The organism is Pseudomonas sp. FP2309, assembly GCF_030687575.1.
Classification (GTDB): Bacteria; Pseudomonadota; Gammaproteobacteria; order Pseudomonadales; family Pseudomonadaceae; genus Aquipseudomonas.
The window spans coordinates 5,223,561-5,239,639 of record NZ_CP117439.1 but is presented as its reverse complement, the minus strand read 5'-3'; the positions used below and the strand labels follow the sequence as shown (position 1 = coordinate 5,239,639).

15 protein-coding genes and 1 riboswitch are annotated in these 16,079 nt (G+C 59.7%); of the genes, 7 read left to right on the top strand and 8 right to left on the bottom strand.

Annotated features, from left to right (window positions below):
- Window positions 1-30: 30 nt before the first annotated feature.
- Window positions 31-1,437 carry an adenosylmethionine--8-amino-7-oxononanoate transaminase gene (locus PSH59_RS24180; RefSeq protein ID WP_305393830.1) on the bottom strand — a complete coding sequence of 469 codons (1,407 nt, stop codon included), beginning with the start codon at window positions 1,435-1,437 and terminating at the stop codon, window positions 31-33.
- Window positions 1,438-1,710: 273 nt separating this feature from the next.
- On the opposite strand from PSH59_RS24180, the gene PSH59_RS24175 reads away from it, so the two are divergent.
- Together PSH59_RS24175 and PSH59_RS24170 are read left to right on the top strand one after the other, a co-directional pair.
- Window positions 1,711-2,262: a cytochrome b gene (locus PSH59_RS24175; RefSeq protein ID WP_248080502.1), complete on the top strand. Its 552-nt coding sequence runs from the start codon at window positions 1,711-1,713 to the stop codon at window positions 2,260-2,262.
- Between the two features lie 32 nt (window positions 2,263-2,294).
- Window positions 2,295-2,873, top strand: a complete 579-nt coding sequence (locus PSH59_RS24170; RefSeq protein WP_305393829.1) for a YceI family protein — start codon at window positions 2,295-2,297, stop codon at window positions 2,871-2,873.
- Here the strand turns inward: PSH59_RS24170 and PSH59_RS24165 are convergent, their stop codons facing one another.
- The gene (locus tag PSH59_RS24165; RefSeq protein ID WP_305393828.1) at window positions 2,874-3,821 is read right to left on the bottom strand and encodes a LysR substrate-binding domain-containing protein; all 948 of its coding nucleotides are present in this window, start codon (window positions 3,819-3,821) and stop codon (window positions 2,874-2,876) included.
- Window positions 3,822-3,938: 117 nt separating this feature from the next.
- Between PSH59_RS24165 and PSH59_RS24160 the strand changes: the two genes are divergently transcribed.
- Entirely contained in the window at window positions 3,939-4,310 is a 372-nt protein-coding gene (locus PSH59_RS24160) for a nuclear transport factor 2 family protein (protein ID WP_248080497.1), read from the top strand.
- Window positions 4,311-4,372: 62 nt separating this feature from the next.
- On the opposite strand, the gene PSH59_RS24155 is transcribed toward PSH59_RS24160, so the two are convergent.
- From PSH59_RS24155 to ahcY, 5 genes are all read right to left on the bottom strand, one after another.
- Entirely contained in the window at window positions 4,373-6,259 is a 1,887-nt protein-coding gene (locus PSH59_RS24155) for a DEAD/DEAH box helicase (RefSeq protein ID WP_305393827.1), read from the bottom strand.
- A 221-nt stretch (window positions 6,260-6,480) separates the two neighbouring features.
- Window positions 6,481-7,272 carry an ABC transporter substrate-binding protein gene (locus PSH59_RS24150; RefSeq protein ID WP_305393826.1) on the bottom strand — a complete coding sequence of 264 codons (792 nt, stop codon included), beginning with the start codon at window positions 7,270-7,272 and terminating at the stop codon, window positions 6,481-6,483.
- Window positions 7,273-7,335: 63 nt separating this feature from the next.
- Complete coding sequence (locus PSH59_RS24145) at window positions 7,336-8,418, bottom strand: hypothetical protein (protein ID WP_305393825.1); 1,083 nt, start codon at window positions 8,416-8,418, stop codon at window positions 7,336-7,338.
- An 84-nt stretch (window positions 8,419-8,502) separates the two neighbouring features.
- Window positions 8,503-9,348 (bottom strand): methylenetetrahydrofolate reductase [NAD(P)H], encoded by an 846-nt coding sequence (gene metF / locus PSH59_RS24140; protein WP_248080485.1) that lies wholly within the window; start codon window positions 9,346-9,348, stop codon window positions 8,503-8,505.
- Window positions 9,349-9,514: 166 nt separating this feature from the next.
- The gene (gene ahcY / locus PSH59_RS24135) at window positions 9,515-10,924 is read right to left on the bottom strand and encodes an adenosylhomocysteinase (protein WP_248080484.1); all 1,410 of its coding nucleotides are present in this window, start codon (window positions 10,922-10,924) and stop codon (window positions 9,515-9,517) included.
- 21 nt (window positions 10,925-10,945) lie between these two features.
- Window positions 10,946-11,052: riboswitch (S-adenosyl-L-homocysteine riboswitch) on the bottom strand.
- A gap of 187 nt (window positions 11,053-11,239) precedes the next feature.
- Here ahcY and PSH59_RS24130 point away from each other — a divergent pair.
- The 4 genes from PSH59_RS24130 to PSH59_RS24115 all read left to right on the top strand — a co-directional run bounded on the left by PSH59_RS24130 (window position 11,240) and on the right by PSH59_RS24115 (window position 14,687).
- A complete protein-coding gene (locus tag PSH59_RS24130) occupies window positions 11,240-11,644 on the top strand; it encodes an acyl-CoA thioesterase (RefSeq protein WP_090401687.1) in 405 nt (134 codons plus the stop codon).
- A 76-nt stretch (window positions 11,645-11,720) separates the two neighbouring features.
- Window positions 11,721-12,614, top strand: a complete 894-nt coding sequence (locus PSH59_RS24125) for a formate/nitrite transporter family protein (RefSeq protein WP_248080480.1) — start codon at window positions 11,721-11,723, stop codon at window positions 12,612-12,614.
- Between the two features lie 95 nt (window positions 12,615-12,709).
- A complete protein-coding gene (locus PSH59_RS24120) occupies window positions 12,710-14,164 on the top strand; it encodes a TrkH family potassium uptake protein (protein WP_305393824.1) in 1,455 nt (484 codons plus the stop codon).
- Window positions 14,165-14,300: 136 nt separating this feature from the next.
- Window positions 14,301-14,687, top strand: coding sequence for an MAPEG family protein (locus tag PSH59_RS24115; protein WP_248080474.1), 387 nt, complete (start codon window positions 14,301-14,303; stop codon window positions 14,685-14,687).
- Window positions 14,688-14,778: 91 nt separating this feature from the next.
- Here PSH59_RS24115 and PSH59_RS24110 read toward each other — a convergent pair whose 3' ends face one another.
- The gene (locus PSH59_RS24110) at window positions 14,779-15,972 is read right to left on the bottom strand and encodes a murein transglycosylase A (RefSeq protein WP_305393823.1); all 1,194 of its coding nucleotides are present in this window, start codon (window positions 15,970-15,972) and stop codon (window positions 14,779-14,781) included.
- Window positions 15,973-16,079: the final 107 nt, after the last annotated feature.

The window sequence follows — 16,079 nt, the reverse complement described above, 5'->3', positions numbered from 1 at the left end:
AAAATTACAAAATCTTTGAAGTAAACGGGATCAGCCCGGATCACGAAAGCCTGGGTGAAAGTCCTTCGGCACGGCAACGCTGACCTTGCTGTTGGTCGCAATATCGATGCCTTCGCTGGCCACTTCGGCGAGGAAGTCGATCTGCTCGGGCGTGATCACGTACGGCGGCAGGAAATACACCACGCTGCCCAACGGCCGCAACAGCGCCCCACGTTGCAGCGCGTGCTCGAACACCTTCAGGCCACGCCGCTCCTGCCATGGGTAGGCGGTCTTGGTGGCCTTGTCCTGGACCATCTCAATGGCCAATACCATGCCGGTCTGGCGCACTTCCGACACGTGGGGATGATCAACCAGGTGGGCCGTGGCCGTGGCCATGCGCCGGGCCAGGGCCTTATTGTTTTCGATGACGTTGTCTTCTTCGAAAATATCCAGGGTCGCCAGGGCCGCCGCGCACGCCAGCGGGTTGCCGGTGTAGCTGTGGGAATGCAGGAAGGCGCGCAGGGTTGGGTAGTCGTCGTAGAACGCGTCATAGACATCGTCGGTGGTGACGACGGCGGCCAGCGGCAAGTAACCGCCGGTCAAGGCCTTGGACAGGCACAGGAAGTCCGGGCGGATGCCGGCCTGTTCGCAGGCAAACATGCTGCCGGTACGGCCGAAGCCCACGGCGATTTCGTCGTGGATCAAGTGCACGCCGTAGCGGTCGCAGGCTTCGCGCAGCAGCTTGAGGTACACCGGGTGGTACATGCGCATGCCGCCGGCACCCTGGATCAAGGGTTCGACGATCACCGCGGCAACCGTGTCGTGGTGGTCGGCCAGGGTCTGCTCCATTGCCTGGAACAGGTTGCGCGAGTGTTCTTCCCAGCTCATGCCTTCGGGGCGCAGGTAGCAATCCGGGCTCGGCACTTTAATGGTATCGAGCAGCAGCGCCTTATAGGTCTCGGTAAACAGCGGCACGTCACCCACCGACATCGCGGCGATGGTTTCGCCGTGGTAGCTGTTGGTCAGGGTGACGAAGCGCTTTTTGTTCGGCAGGCCGCGGTTGAGCCAATAGTGGAAGCTCATCTTCAGCGCGACTTCGATGCACGACGAGCCGTTGTCGGCGTAGAAACAACGGGTCAGGCCTTTGGGGGTCATGGCGACGAGGCGTTCGGACAGCTCGATCACAGGCTGATGGCTGAAACCCGCGAGGATCACGTGTTCCAGCTGATCCACCTGCTCCTTGATGCGGCTGTTGATGCGCGGGTTGGCGTGGCCGAACACGTTGACCCACCAGGAGCTGACGGCGTCGAGGTAGCGCTTGCCTTCGAAGTCTTCCAGCCAGACGCCTTCACCGCGTTTGATCGGGATCAGCGGCAGTTGCTGGTGGTCTTTCATCTGGGTGCAGGGATGCCACAGCACCGCGAGGTCGCGTTGCATCCACTGGTTGTTCAAGCCCATCGGTGATCTCCTCGAAGCGGTCCTGCGGGCGGCGCAGGCGAAACAATCGCGCAAGCCTATGCAATGGACGGCTGTGTCACAACCCATTACGCATGAATTGGCAGTAAACACAGGACGGACTGTCACGTTTCTTCTGGATAGTCCTTAATCCTTGGTTAATTTACTGTTCATACCCTCAAGATCACATTTCTCGATATTTCAAAGCGAAATTTTCCGCTTTAATTCGATAGGTAAACCGCTAGTCTTGGGCGCAGCTCTTTCGGGATTAAGTTCATGCAGTTACGCAATTCACCGGCCCGCTATGGCTGGGTCAGTATGGTGTTGCACTGGGGCGTGGCCCTGGTGGTGTTCGGCCTGTTCGCCCTGGGCTTGTGGATGGTCGGCCTGGACTACTACAGCGCATGGCGTAAAGACGCGCCGGACCTGCACAAGAGCATTGGCATTACGCTGTTTGCCCTCATGCTGGTACGTATCGTCTGGCGTCTGCTCAGTCCGCCGCCACCGCCGCTTGCCAGCTACAGCCGGATGACCCGTATCGGGGCCGCGTTTGGCCATGCGTTCCTCTACATCGGCTTGTTTGCCGTGATGGTGGCCGGTTACCTGATTTCCACCGCAGACGGTGTCGGTATCCCGGTGTTTGGCCTGTTTGAGATTCCTGCCGTGGTTTCCGGTCTGCCGGACCAGGCAGACACCGCCGGCGTGGTGCATTTGTACCTTGCCTGGGTGTTGGTGGTCTTCGCCGGCTTGCACGGCGTAGCTGCGTTGAAACACCACTTTATCGATCGTGATGCGACCCTTACGCGAATGCTGGGTCGCAAAGCCTGATGTTCAACCTCGACTCACAAGGAATAGAAAGTATGTTGAAAAAGACCCTCGCTGCTCTGGCAATCGGTACCGCTCTGCTGTCGGCAGGCCAGGTCATGGCGGCTGACTACAAGATCGATAAAGAAGGCCAGCACGCCTTCATCGACTGGAAAATCAGCCACCTGGGCTACAGCTACATCCACGGTACCTTCAAGGACTGGGACGGTACCTTCAGCTGGGATGCCGCCAAGCCTGAAGCCAGCAAAATCGCTGTCGATGTGAAGACTGCCAGCCTGTGGTCCAACCACGCAGAACGTGACAAGCACATCGCCAGCAAGGATTTCCTGGACGTTGCCAAGTTCGCTGACGCCAAGTTCGTATCCACCGCGGTTAAATCCACCGGTGAGAAAACTGCTGACGTGACCGGCGACCTGACCTTCCACGGCGTCACCAAGCCAGTGGTCTTCAAGGCCACCTTCAACGGTGAAGGCAAGGATCCATGGGGCGGAGAGCGTGCCGGCTTCAATGCCAAGACGACCGTTAACCTGAACGACTTCGGCATCAAAGGCCCAGGTCCGTCCTCGCAGACCGTTGACCTGGACATCTCGCTGGAAGGCGTGAAGCAGAAGTAATCAGCTTCTCTGCGTTACTGTCAAAGCGCCGACCTCAGGGTCGGCGTTTTGCTGTGTGCAGGATGCCAGGCTGTCTTGATAGAGGGCGATCTGGTCCTTGAGCCAGTGATGCAGATCGCTCAGCGCTGCCGAAGGTTTGCGGCCGGCAGGCCACACCAGGTAGTAGCGTGAGGCGTGCGCCGGCTCGACCTCTGTCAGCTTGACCAACTCCCCGCGTTGAAGCAGCCCATGGGCAATCGAGCGTCGGGTCAGTGCGACGCCGTGCCCAAGCCTGACGGCTTCGAGCATTAACGTGGAATCGGTGAACTCCAGCGAAGCGTGAGGGCGTACCCCTTCCACGCCAGCGGCGCCAAGCCAGATTGGCCAGCTTTCACTGGCGTGCAACAGCGGCAGCTCGAGGACGGCCTGCGCCGTGTCCGGCAGTACGCCGTGGTTGAAGTCGCGCGCGGCGACCACCAGCAACGAATCCCCCATCAATGCCTCGCAATGCACATCCGGCCACTGGCCGTGGCCGAAGCGGATCGCGCCATCGAGTGGGCCTTGCCCGAAATGGCTGAACTCCATGCTTGATTCCAGCCTCAGGTGCAACGCGGGGTAAGCGGCCCTGAAGTCATGTAAACGCGGGAGTAACCAATGCATGGCATAGGAGGGCAATACCGAAACGGTTAACTGCGGGTGTTTGGTTTTCGCCAATAACTTTTCGGTTACCCCGGCGATCTCGCCCAGTGCCTGTCTGATCTGGTAGGCATACACGCGGCCCTCATCAGTCAGCGTCAGCGAGCGTTTGCTGCGAATGACCAGCGCCAGGCCCAAATACTCTTCAAGCGAGCGGATTTGATGGCTGACGGCACTGTGGGTGACGTGCAGTTCGAGCGCGGCCAGGTTCACCTTGCCCAGCCTGGCCAAGGCCTCGAAGGCACGTAACGCCGCGAGGGGAGGGAGTTTCAATAGGTGAATTCCTTTCACGTAAAAGCCTAATAATAGCCGCTATACCTGAAACGAGTGGGCTACCGATAATGGCGCCAAGTTATTTATTCAACTAACACCGTTCTCGGAGTTGTGCTCATGATTGAGGAAATTCAAGCGTTTCTGAAAGACTACTTTAATGTCTTGCAAACCCAGGACTTGAAAAAGTTCGATCACGTATTCCATCGTGGCTGCGTGTTATACAGCGCGCAGAATTCAGTGGTGGTGGTTCGACCGTTCGATGAATACCGGAGCATGGTTGAGGGGCGTGAATCGCCGCGGGCCGGCGGTTTTCCGCAACTTGATGAAGTGTTGATGATTGACGTGATGTCGCCGGAAATGGCCATGGTCAAAGTACGTTTGCGCTTGTTCAATAACCTGATGGTGGACTACTTGAACTTGATGAAAGTGGAGGGGCGCTGGATGATCTTCGCCAAACTCTTTCATAAGGCCGGTGAAGTAACGGCTTAATAAGCCCAGCGCCGCATACAAAAACGCCCCGAACAGTCGGGGCGTTTTTTGTATGGAAAAACTCAGCGGTTGCGGGTCAGCAGCGCTGGTTTTTCACCACGAGGACGGCCTGGCAACTGATCCAGTTGCTCGGGTGTCGGGAAGCGGTCGGCTTTCGACTCCTTGTGGATGATTTTGGGGGCTGGGCCGCCGCGCGGGTTCTGCACTGCTGGCTCGGACGAACGAGGCTGGTCGTCACGGGCCGGGCGGCGGTTGTTACTGCGCGAGTCTTCGCGACGGGCCTGGCCGTCACGCGGTGCGCCATTACGCGGACCGCTGCGCTTGGCAGGTGGCGTACCGGTGGTGCCGCCGCTGCTGTTGCGCGGGCCGTTCTGACGTCCGCCCTGAGGTTGGCCACCGCGTGGAGCTGCGGTACCTGCGCCCTGTGCCGGGGCACCTGGACGACGGCCACGGCCTTGTGCCGGTTTGGCCTGGGGCACGTAGTCAACGCGATTACCGAAGTTATCCACGTCGTCGTCAAGGAACTCGTCCGGTGCGCGGTCAGCGGCGGCGCGTGGCGGCTGGCTCGGCTGGCGCTGTTCGCGGGCCGGGGTGCCTTCACGTGGCTTCTGCTCACGGGCCGGGCGTTCGCCGCGGCCGTTGGTTGGCGCTTTGTCTTTGCCGCCCTTGTCCTTGCCCTTGTCGCGACGACCGCCGCCGCCACCACCGCCGTTCGGGCCATCGCCCTTTGGACCGCGTGGGTTGCGTGGGTTACGCACATCGGGACGTTCGCGTACTTCAGGCTTTTCGGCCTCTACGGCGCTGGCGTCGAAGCCCATCAGGTCGCCGTCGGCGATTTTCTGCTTGGTCATGCGCTCAATGCTTTTCAGCAGTTTTTCTTCGTCCGGTGCTACCAGGGAGATGGCTTCACCCGAACGACCGGCACGGCCGGTACGGCCGATACGGTGCACATAGTCTTCGTCGACGTTCGGCAGTTCGAAGTTGACCACGTGCGGCAACTGGTCGATATCCAGGCCGCGAGCGGCGATATCGGTGGCGACCAGGATGCGCACGGAGCCGGCCTTGAAGTCGGCCAGGGCTTTGGTGCGCGCGTTCTGGCTCTTGTTGCCGTGGATGGCGACGGCGGTGAGGCCGTGCTTGTCCAGGTATTCGGCCAGGCGGTTGGCGCCGTGCTTGGTGCGGGTGAACACCAGTACCTGTTCCCACGCACCGTGAGTGATCAGATGCGCCAGCAGCGAGCGCTTGTGGCTTGCGGCCAGGCGGAATACGCGTTGCTCGATACGCTCGACCGTGGTGTTCGGCGGCGTGACTTCGATGCGTTCCGGGTTGTGCAGCAGCTTGCCGGCCAGGGCAGTGATGTCCTGGGAGAACGTTGCCGAGAACAGCAGGTTCTGACGTTTGGCCGGCAGGCGGGCGAGGACCTTTTTCACGTCATGGACAAAGCCCATGTCGAGCATGCGGTCGGCTTCGTCCAGCACGAGGATTTCCACGTGGGACAAGTCGACGCTGCCTTGGCCGCACAGGTCGAGCAAGCGACCAGGACAGGCTACCAGCACGTCAACACCACGGGACATGGCCTGAACCTGTGGGTTCATGCCGACGCCGCCGAAGATGCAGGCGCTGACGAACTTCAAGTCGCGGGCATACAGCTTGAAGCTGTCGTGCACCTGGGCGGCGAGTTCGCGAGTGGGGGTCAGGACCAGTACGCGCGGTTGGCGCGGGCCGTGACGCTGGGATTTGTCCGGGTGACCGTTGGGGAACAACCGCTCCAGAATCGGAAGGGCGAAGCCGCCGGTTTTACCAGTACCTGTCTGAGCCGCAACCATAAGATCGCGACCTTGCAACACGGCGGGAATGGCCCGCTGTTGCACCGGAGTAGGCTCGGTATAGCCCGCTGCCTCGATGGCGCGGACTAAAGCCTCGGAGAGACCGAGGGAAGCAAAGGACATGAGTAATCCTGTTTTAGTTAGGGCTTGGCCCAAAGGGATAATCTTGCCGGGCGTGAATGGCGCTTAGGGGAGCGCAACCCCGTCCGGTCCTGCTGCGTCTGGCGGGCACTCCACCGGCTCGCGCGGGCTGAAAGCTGCGCTGTAGCGGGGTTGGGTGCCGTTTTCAAGACCCGAGCGGCCGGGCGTGAGCCTGGCGGAAAGGCCGGAGTATAACAGAGCAATCACGGCGCGCCGCTTTCCTGCTGCTCAACGGTGCGTTCTGAGGCCGTAATCGCTGGGATTCCACTATATTTGGCACTCAACGTGGCGTAAGCCGGCTCTTGTTTGAAGCGTTTGAGCTCGGCGGCAAAGCGTTGCACCAGCAAATCCATGCCCGCGCCGCGGCGTACCGCGAGGTATTGCTGCTGGCGGCTGACCACCAGCGGTGCCTGGCTGACCTTGTCCTCCAGCGCCATGGTTTTTATCACATGCTGGCCCACTCGGCGGTCGGTGATCACCAGGTCGATGCGCCCCAGCAGCAATTTGCCGAAATTGGCCTCATGGCTGGGCGCCGGTTCGCGGGTGAACAAGGAAGACTCGCTGAAGGGCGTGCCGTACAGGTAGCCCGGTGATGTGCCTACCGAGAGGCCTTGCAGATCCTTCAGGTGTTGGACCGGATGGCGGCGGTCATTGGCATAGAACAGGACGAATTCGACTTCCGACAGCGGCTCGCTGGGGTACAGCAGCAAGGCCTCTCGCTCGTGGTTGTGGAAAATATCCAGTACGCCATCGGCATGGCCTTGCTCAAGCATCGCCAGACAACGCTTCCAGGGAAGGAACTGCCATTGCACTTCGACCCCCAGGCGCTGGAACACGATCACCGTAGCTTCGTAGTCCAGCCCCTGCATGGTGCCCTGTTCGTCATATACGTAAGGCGCCCAGGGTTCGGTGACAATGCGCAATTTCTCGCCGTAAGCGGCCGGGCTCAGGAGAGTAAAGAGGGCAGCGGTCAATAACTTCAGAATGACGGGCATGCCCCGAGGTTACGACGCCCAGCCGCTAAAGAGAAGCGCTGGCACACGCTTCTTCGGGGCGCCTTATTTTGTGGGCGATGTCATCAAGTGTTCATAGATGGCTGCACGGCGCTCACCAAGAATCAGGCGCACCACCGGGTTGGCGAACCAGTGTTCGAGCTGGTGCGCGTCCACCGGGCATTTCTGACGCTCTTCCTGGTTCTGCCGGGCCTTTTCCCACCACACCGGGCCACAGGCCTGGTCGAACTCATTCTCGTGCTCGTAGCAACCGTAGAGGATCTCGCGGATGAACTGCTGCTTGTGTTTGGGCAGCGCCAGGGTGATCAGCTTGTACATCAAGCGCTGCAGGCGTGGCGGGCGGGGCAGGTGGGCGGAGACCTTGCGGGTGTCTGCCAGCGCCTGGGCGCAGATCGGGTCGGCGGCGTGCTTGGCGATCCAGGCCTTGACCTTGGCGCGGAACAACTGCTTTCGGCTCCAGTAGTGGTGGATCAGGTCCGGGCACTGGCGCACGTTGAGCGTGCGGTATGCGGATACCGACAGGCAGAACTCTTCCAGGGTGTAAGCGCCCTGGGCCATGGGGAACAGTTCGTCCATCAGCTCGATCGAGCGATCCAGTATGTGCGCATCCTGGCGCGTCAGACCCATGACGCCGGAATTGAGCAGCCACATGTCATCGTCTGCCAGGCCTTTGTCTGCCAGGTGCCGGGCCAGGGTCTTATACAGCACGCTTTCACGGTTATCGCCGTATTTGGCCTGGAAGGCATTGCACAGCACGGTGCCGGGAGCGACGCGTTCGAACAGCGCCATGGGTGAATCGTGGAAAAAAGTGTCGGTGTCGATCAGCAGGGCTCGCTCTGCCGTTTGCAACACGTGACGCAACAGCACGTGTTTGGTGCGGAAGTGGTAACCGTGGGGCTCGCTCCAGCGCTTGCGCGTGGCTTCGTCCAGCGTGTGCACATTTACCGGCAGGCCGATATAGGGGGCAGCGTTGTCACTGAACACCTGAATGTCCAAGGGCATGTCCTGGGCACCGCCCAACTGCGTCAAGGCACTCGCGATGCTGAATACCGCTTCCTGATGGTAAGTCTCGGCACCGAAAACCAGGTAAACCAGTTGCGGGCGAGGAGTCGGGGACGCTGTATTCATGTACTGCTGGCTTCCATTCCGGGGATATGTAGATGAAAAAAAGCCCCCGTAATCACGAGGGCCCGGTGTTGCCATTAAACAGGCCTAGCGTGGCAGTTTAAGGTTGTTCCAGATAGCCAGGCTCGGCTCAGCCTGGTTAAGGGTATAGAAATGCAAGCCTGGCGCGCCACCTTGTAACAAACGTTCACACATTTCGCTGATGACCTGCTCACCAAACGCTTGGATGCTCTTGACGTCATCGCCGTAGGCTTCCAACTGCTTGCGCACCCAGCGTGGGATTTCTGCGCCGCAGGCGTCGGAGAAACGTGCCAGCTTGCTGTAGTTGGTGATCGGCATGATGCCCGGCACGATTGGGATATTCACACCCAGGGCCCGCACACGCTCGACGAAGTAGAAGTAGCTGTCGGCGTTGAAGAAGTATTGGGTGATCGCGCTGTCGGCGCCGGCGTTGGCCTTGCGCACGAAGTTCTTCAGGTCTTCTTCGAAATTACGCGCCTGGGGGTGCATCTCCGGATAAGCCGCCACTTCGATATGGAAGTGATCGCCGCTTTCTTCGCGGATGAAGCTCACCAGGTCATTGGCGTAGCGCAGCTCACCGCTGGCCATGCCCATGCCGGACGGCAGGTCGCCACGCAGGGCGACGATGCGCTGGATGCCGGCAGCCTTGTATTGGGTCAGCAGGCCGCGCAGGTCGTCCTTGCTGTCGCCCACGCACGAGAGGTGCGGAGCGGCGGGAACTTTGACTTCGCTTTCCAGCTGCAACACGGTGTTGATCGTGCGATCACGGGTCGAACCGCCGGCGCCGTAGGTGCAGGAAAAGAAGTCGGGGTTGTAGCTGGCCAACTGCTTGGCAGTCGCCATCAGTTTTTCATGCCCAGCATCGGTCTTGGTCGGGAAGAACTCGAAGCTGTAGCGACGGTCTTGGGACATGGGATATCTCCAGCTGCAAGTTGCAAGCTTCAGGCGGCAAGAGGGCGGTACGCCTGATCTTGTCGCGTGAAGCTCACATCGCGCAGCTGCTTAAGGAGCAATGAAGTAGCAAGTCTGCATCACAAGCGCTTTTACTGGCCGCTTGCATCTGGAAACTTGCAGCTGCTTAGTAACGATAAGCGTGCGGCTTGAACGGACCTTCGACGGTCACGCCGATGTAGTCGGCCTGGGTCTTGGTCAGTTGAGTCACCACGCCGCCGAAGCCGCGGACCATTTCCAGGGCCACTTCTTCGTCGAGCTTCTTCGGCAGCACTTCCACGGTCAGGCGTTCGGCTTTCTGGGCCGGCGACAGGTCGGCGTATTTCTGGCCGAACAGGAAGATCTGGGCCAGCACCTGGTTGGCGAACGAGCCGTCCATGATGCGGCTTGGGTGGCCGGTGGCGTTACCCAGGTTAACCAGACGGCCTTCAGCCAGCAGGATCAGGTAGTCGTCGTTCTGTGGGTCGAAATCGCCAGCGCCGGTACGGTGAACCTTGTGTACCTGCGGCTTCACTTCTTCCCATGCCCAGTTCTTGCGCATGAAAGCGGTGTCGATCTCGTTATCGAAGTGCCCGATGTTGCACACAACAGCACGCTTTTTCAGGGCTTTGAGCATGTTCGCGTCGCACACATTCACGTTGCCGGTGGTGGTCACGATCAGGTCGATTTTACCCAGCAGGGCCTTGTCGATGCTGGCTTCGGTGCCGTCGTTGACGCCGTCGATGAACGGCGAAACCACTTCGAAACCGTCCATGCAGGCTTGCATGGCGCAGATCGGGTCGACTTCGGAAACTTTAACGATCATGCCTTCCTGGCGCAGGGATTGGGCCGAACCCTTGCCCACGTCACCGTAGCCGATCACCAGGGCTTGCTTGCCCGACAGCAGGTGGTCGGTACCGCGCTTGATCGCGTCGTTCAGGCTGTGACGGCAGCCATACTTGTTGTCGTTCTTGCTCTTGGTCACCGAGTCGTTGACGTTGATGGCCGGGATTTTCAGCTCGCCCTTGGCCAGCATGTCCAGCAGGCGGTGAACGCCGGTGGTGGTTTCTTCGGTCACGCCGTGGACGCGATCAAGGATGGCCGGGTATTTCTTGTGCAGCAGCTCGGTCAGGTCGCCGCCGTCGTCGAGGATCATGTTGGCATCCCACGGCGCGCCATCCTTGAGGATGGTTTGCTCCAGGCACCACTCGTACTCTTCTTCGGTCTCGCCTTTCCAGGCGAATACCGGGATACCGGCAGCAGCGATAGCGGCAGCGGCCTGGTCCTGAGTCGAGAAAATGTTGCAGGACGACCAACGCACTTCGGCACCCAGGGCAACCAGGGTTTCGATCAGCACGGCGGTCTGGATGGTCATGTGGATGCAGCCGAGGATCTTCGCGCCCTTGAGCGGTTGCTCTGCGGCGTACTTGCGACGCAGACCCATCAGGGCTGGCATTTCGGATTCGGCGATAAAGGTTTCGCGACGGCCCCAGGCGGCGAGGGACATGTCGGCGACTTTGTAGTCGTTGAAATCTGCAGGCGTGTTGACAGCGCTCATGAAGAGCCTCCATTCGTAGTGTGCGAATGGGCGCCGTTGTGCGTTTAGTATCAGGCCAGAACAACCAGGCCGGACAACGCCCCATCCGAGCCTGACAGGTTGAACCTGCTGCAGCGCCCCTCGGACAGGTGGCGGGAGAACGGTGGTGGCCGTTCGAAATCGGGGAGGATTATAGCTTTCTTTATCCGGCCAGTGGCAAGTAACACGCTACAAGCGGCAAGTTAGAGCGAATCGGCTTTTACTTGCAGCTTGTCGCTTAAAACTTGAAGCTGGGGCCGTAACCCAATCGCCAAACACCTCAGTCCCGGAGCCCCCATGAACTTCCACACCCGCAAATGGGTAAAACCTGAAGACCTCAACCCCAACGGCACCCTGTTCGGCGGCAGCCTGCTGCGCTGGATCGACGAAGAAGCGGCGATCTACGCGATTGTCCAGTTGGGCAACCAGCGCGTGGTGACCAAGTACATCTCCGAAATCAACTTCGTCAGCGCCTCGCGCCAGGGCGACATCATCGAACTGGGCATTACTGCCACCGAGTTCGGTCGCACCTCCATCACCCTCACCTGTGAAGTGCGCAACAAGATCACCCGCAAGAGCATCCTGACCGTCGAGAAGATGGTCTTCGTCAACCTCGGCGAAGACGGTTTGCCGGCCCCGCACGGGCGTACCGAGATCAGGTACGTCAAGGATCAGTTCAAGGAAGACGACATCAGCGAGTAATCCTTCGCGGGCCAGTGAACGCTATTGATCGGCCGTAGGTCGTACCTGAACATCGCCCCCCTGTTCAGGTATCACCATGGCCACGCAAGAAGACGGCAAGACCCCCAATCTGTCGCAGGAAGAGCAACAGGATGTAGACGACAACCAGCCGCCTCGCGCGGCGGTACTGCATGAAATTATCCGCACCCAGGGCGACCAGGAACTCGAGCGCAATGTTGCGGCGTTGTGGTGGTCGGCGCTGGCCGCGGGGTTGACCATGGGCCTGTCGCTGATGGCCATGGGATTGCTCAATTCGCGCCTGCCCGAGGGTGAGGCGTTCAAGGTGATCGCCAGCTTCGGTTACTGCGCGGGCTTTTTGGCGGTGATCCTCGCGCGCCAGCAGCTGTTTACCGAAAACACCCTGACGGCGGTGTTGCCGGTAATGAGCAAACCCACACTGGCGAACGCCGGGCGCTTATTGCGGCTGTGGTCGGTGGTGCTGGTTGGCAACCTCTGCGGCACCTTGCTGGTGGCGTATGTGATGTTGCATTTGCCGATCTTCGACACAAAGACCGACCAGGCTTTCCTGGAGATCGGGCGCAAGATCATGGAAAACAGCCCCGGCCAGATGTTTGCCAAAGGCATCGTCTCCGGCTGGATGATCGCCACCATGGTGTGGATGATCCCATCGATGGAAAGCGCCAAGATGTGGATCATCATATTGATCACTTACCTCATGGCGCTGGGGGATTTCACCCATATCGTGGTGGGGTCTGCCGAAGTGTCTTACCTGGTGTTTGCCGGTGAGTTGCCGTGGAAGGATTTCTGGCTGGTGTTCGCCGGCCCCACGCTGGCCGGCAATATTATCGGGGGCAGCTTTATCTTCGCCCTGATCAGCCATGCGCAGATTCGCAGTGAGGGCAGCTTGCCCGGCAAAAAGGCGGCGGACCCGAGGCATCCGCCGCGGGTTAATAAGAATCAGCGAGGCTGAGTTGCGCAAGCGCTAAAAACTTTACGCAAAATTTATGGGGCTCAAAGGCTGCCTGTCCGATACTGCGCGGCGCTAATTCGGCAGGTTACCTTTCCATGTCTCTCGCAGCACTGAGGCTCGTTGGCTTCATCCTGGGCATTTTTTTGATCACGCTGGCCGTGAGCATGGTCATTCCGATGCTCACGTTGGTGGTGTTTGAGCGCAGCGATGATCTGTCGGCCTTTCTCTGGTCGAGTGTGATTACACTCATCTGCGGCCTCCTGTTGGTCGCGCGCGGGCGACCCGAGACGGCCCAGCTCCGCCCCAGGGACATGTACCTGCTGACTACCGCCAGTTGGGTCGTGGTTTGCACATTTGCGGCATTACCCATGGTATTGATCAGCAAGATCAGCTACACCGATGCTTTTTTTGAAACCATGTCCGGCATCACCACCACGGGTTCAACCATTCTGGTCGGTCTGGATAGCGCCTCGCCGGGGTTATTGATCTGGCGCTCAATGTTGCACTGGCTCGGTGGTATCGGTTTTATCGGCATGGCTGTAGCGATCCTTCCGTTATTGCGAGTGGGGGGCATGCGTCTTTTTCAGACAGAGTCCTCAGACTGGTCGGAGAAAGTCACGCCCCGCTCCCACGTGGCGGCCAAATCCATTCTCTTTCTCTACCTGGGCCTTACCAGCGCGGGCGCGCTGGTGCTCTGGATGTGCGGCATGACGCCATTCGAAGCGATCAACCATGCAATGTCGTTGATCTCAACGGGTGGGTTCTCAACCTCGGATGCGTCACTCGGACACTGGCCGCAGCCCGCGATTCACTGGGCAGCCGTGGTTATCATGATTATGGGCAGCCTGCCCTTTACCCTGTACGTCGCCACGTTACGTGGTCATCGGCGTGCACTGATCAACGATCATCAGGTTCGGGGTTTTATTGGGTTCCTGATCGTCACTTGGCTGATTGTGGGGACGTGGCTGTGTTTGCACAGTGATTACGGTTGGTGGGATGCGTTTCGACTCGTGGCGGTCAATGTCACCTCGGTCGTCACGACGACGGGCATTGCGGTCGGCGATTACACGTTGTGGGGCAGCTTCGCCGTTCTGTTGTTCTTTTATCTGACGTTCGTCGGTGGATGCTCGGGCTCCACGGCTGGCGGCCTCAAAATCTTTCGCTTTCAGGTAGCAGCCGCGTTGTTGGTCAGTAGTTTGAAGCAACTGATCCATCCAAGGGCCGTGATACAGAAAAAGTACAACGGCCATCCCATTGACGAAGAGATCGTGCGTTCGCTTTTGACCTTTTCATTTTTTTTCACCATCACCATTGCAATGATTGCATTGGGTCTCGGATTGATCGGGCTGGATTGGACGACGGCCTTGAGTGGCGCAGCTACGGCGGTATGCAATGTCGGGCCGGGCCTGGGCACGATCATCGGGCCTGCCGGAAATTTCTCCTCACTTCCTGATGCCGCAAAATGGTTGCTGACGATTGGCATGCTGCTGGGACGCCTGGAGATACTCACCGTGCTGGTATTGATCACACCGGTTTTTTGGCGTTACTAGTGCGAGACGTGGATGCTGTCGGCGGGCGAGCGCGATAGAACCTTTTACTGCGTCATGGCTCATAGCGTTAGGTGCGACTTGGGGTTTTTACTGCTAGAACTCCAGTTGATGCATAAAACGACAAAAGGACGACGTGATGACGGCTGCTTTCTGGTGTGTGTTGATCGCCATTTTTCTGCCTTACCTGTGTACAGGTGTGGCCAAGTTCAGTGGCGGCAAATTTGGCGCGCGTGACAATCACGACCCGCGGGCTTTTCTGGATAACCTCGAGGGGATCGCCAAGCGCGCCCACAGTGCACAGCTCAACAGCTTTGAAGTCACCCCGGCGTTCGCGGCGGCGGTGATTATCGCTCACCTGGCCGGCACGGCCGAGTTGGTGACTATCAACGTGCTGGCCGTGTTGTTCATCACCAGCCGCCTGCTGTACATCATTTGCTACCTGGCTGACTGGGCGATCCTGCGCTCGCTGGTGTGGGCGGTGGGTATGGCGCTGATTGCGAGTTTCTTTTTTGTCTCGATCTAAACGTTAATGCACACCTGTGTGGGCGGGTTTGTGCTTGTTGTGGTGAGCGGGTAGCCCGCTCACAGAAAAACTCCTCGCTCGACACGACCTGTCAGCTCCCGGCAGGCGCATCCGGCACCTGCGGCAACGCCGCGCCTTTGGGCCACAACATCCAGATCTGTCCCTGCTGCTTCATATTTCCCGCCAGTTCACCCGCTGCATTGCCGGTGCCCCAGAACAAATCCGCGCGTACTTCGCCGGTGATGGCGCCGCCGGTATCCTGCGCCGCAACCGGGCGCGCCAGTGGCGTGCCGTCAGGCTTGGTGGTCGACAGCCACAACAGGCTGCCCAGCGGAATGACCTTGCGATCGACCGCTACGCTGTAGCCGGCGGTGAGTGGCACGTTCAGCGACCCACGTGGGCCTTCATTGCTGTCGGGGCGGACACTGAAGAACACGTAGCTGGGGTTGCTGGCCAGCAGTTGCGGGATCCGCTCTGGATGCGCCTTGGCCCAGGCGCTGATGGCGCCCATGGTCACGTCTTCTTTCTTCAGCTCGCCTTGCTCTACCAGCCAGCGGCCGATAGGGCGATAGGGGTAGCCATTCTGGTCGCCATAACCGACGCGCAACTGGCGCCCATCTTTGAGTTGAATACGGCCCGAACCCTGGATCTGTAGAAATTGCAGGTCCATCGGATCTGTCAGCCAGGCAATCGGTTTGGCGGTGGAGCCTTGCCCGTTGATCGCGCCTGCATCGTCGTAGGGTTTGAGCACGCGGCCTTCAAGGCGACCGCGCAGGCGCTTGCCCTTGAGCTCGGGGTAAATGCTCTCCAGGTTGACGATGATCAAGTCATCCGGCACGCCGTATACCGGCACATGGGCGGTCGCGGTCTTTGTCAGGCTGCCGGGGTAGACCGGTTCGTAGTAGCCGGTGATCAAGCCGTTCGGAGTGTTATCGGCCGAACGCAGGCCGAACACATCCAGGCGCTCCTGGAGAAAGCTGCGTACTGCCATGGCATTGCCCGGCACGGTGGCGGCTGCGGCGCAGGTCGTGCCCCAGACCGGGTCGGCCTTGAGGCGTTGGCAGGCGCTGCGCCAGGATTCAAAGCCGGCCAGCAAGTCGCTGTCGGACACGGCGGGCAGGGCGTCCCACGGCGCGCTTACGTAGGTGGCGACGGCATGGGGTTTGGCGGGCTCGTCTTTGGCGGTTTCCTTGCCGGCATTGTTGCCCGCATCGCAACCGGCCAGCAGCGCGATCATTGGCAGAGCCCATAACAGACGGCTCCGGGGTTTCAGCGTGAGGTTCATACAAACAATTCCTGAAGCGATTGCCCACGCCGTACTGTCGCGGGACAACCCTTATTATTAATAGGGCTATTGGTCTTTGCGGGCGGGGCGAGGATACTGGCCGCCGT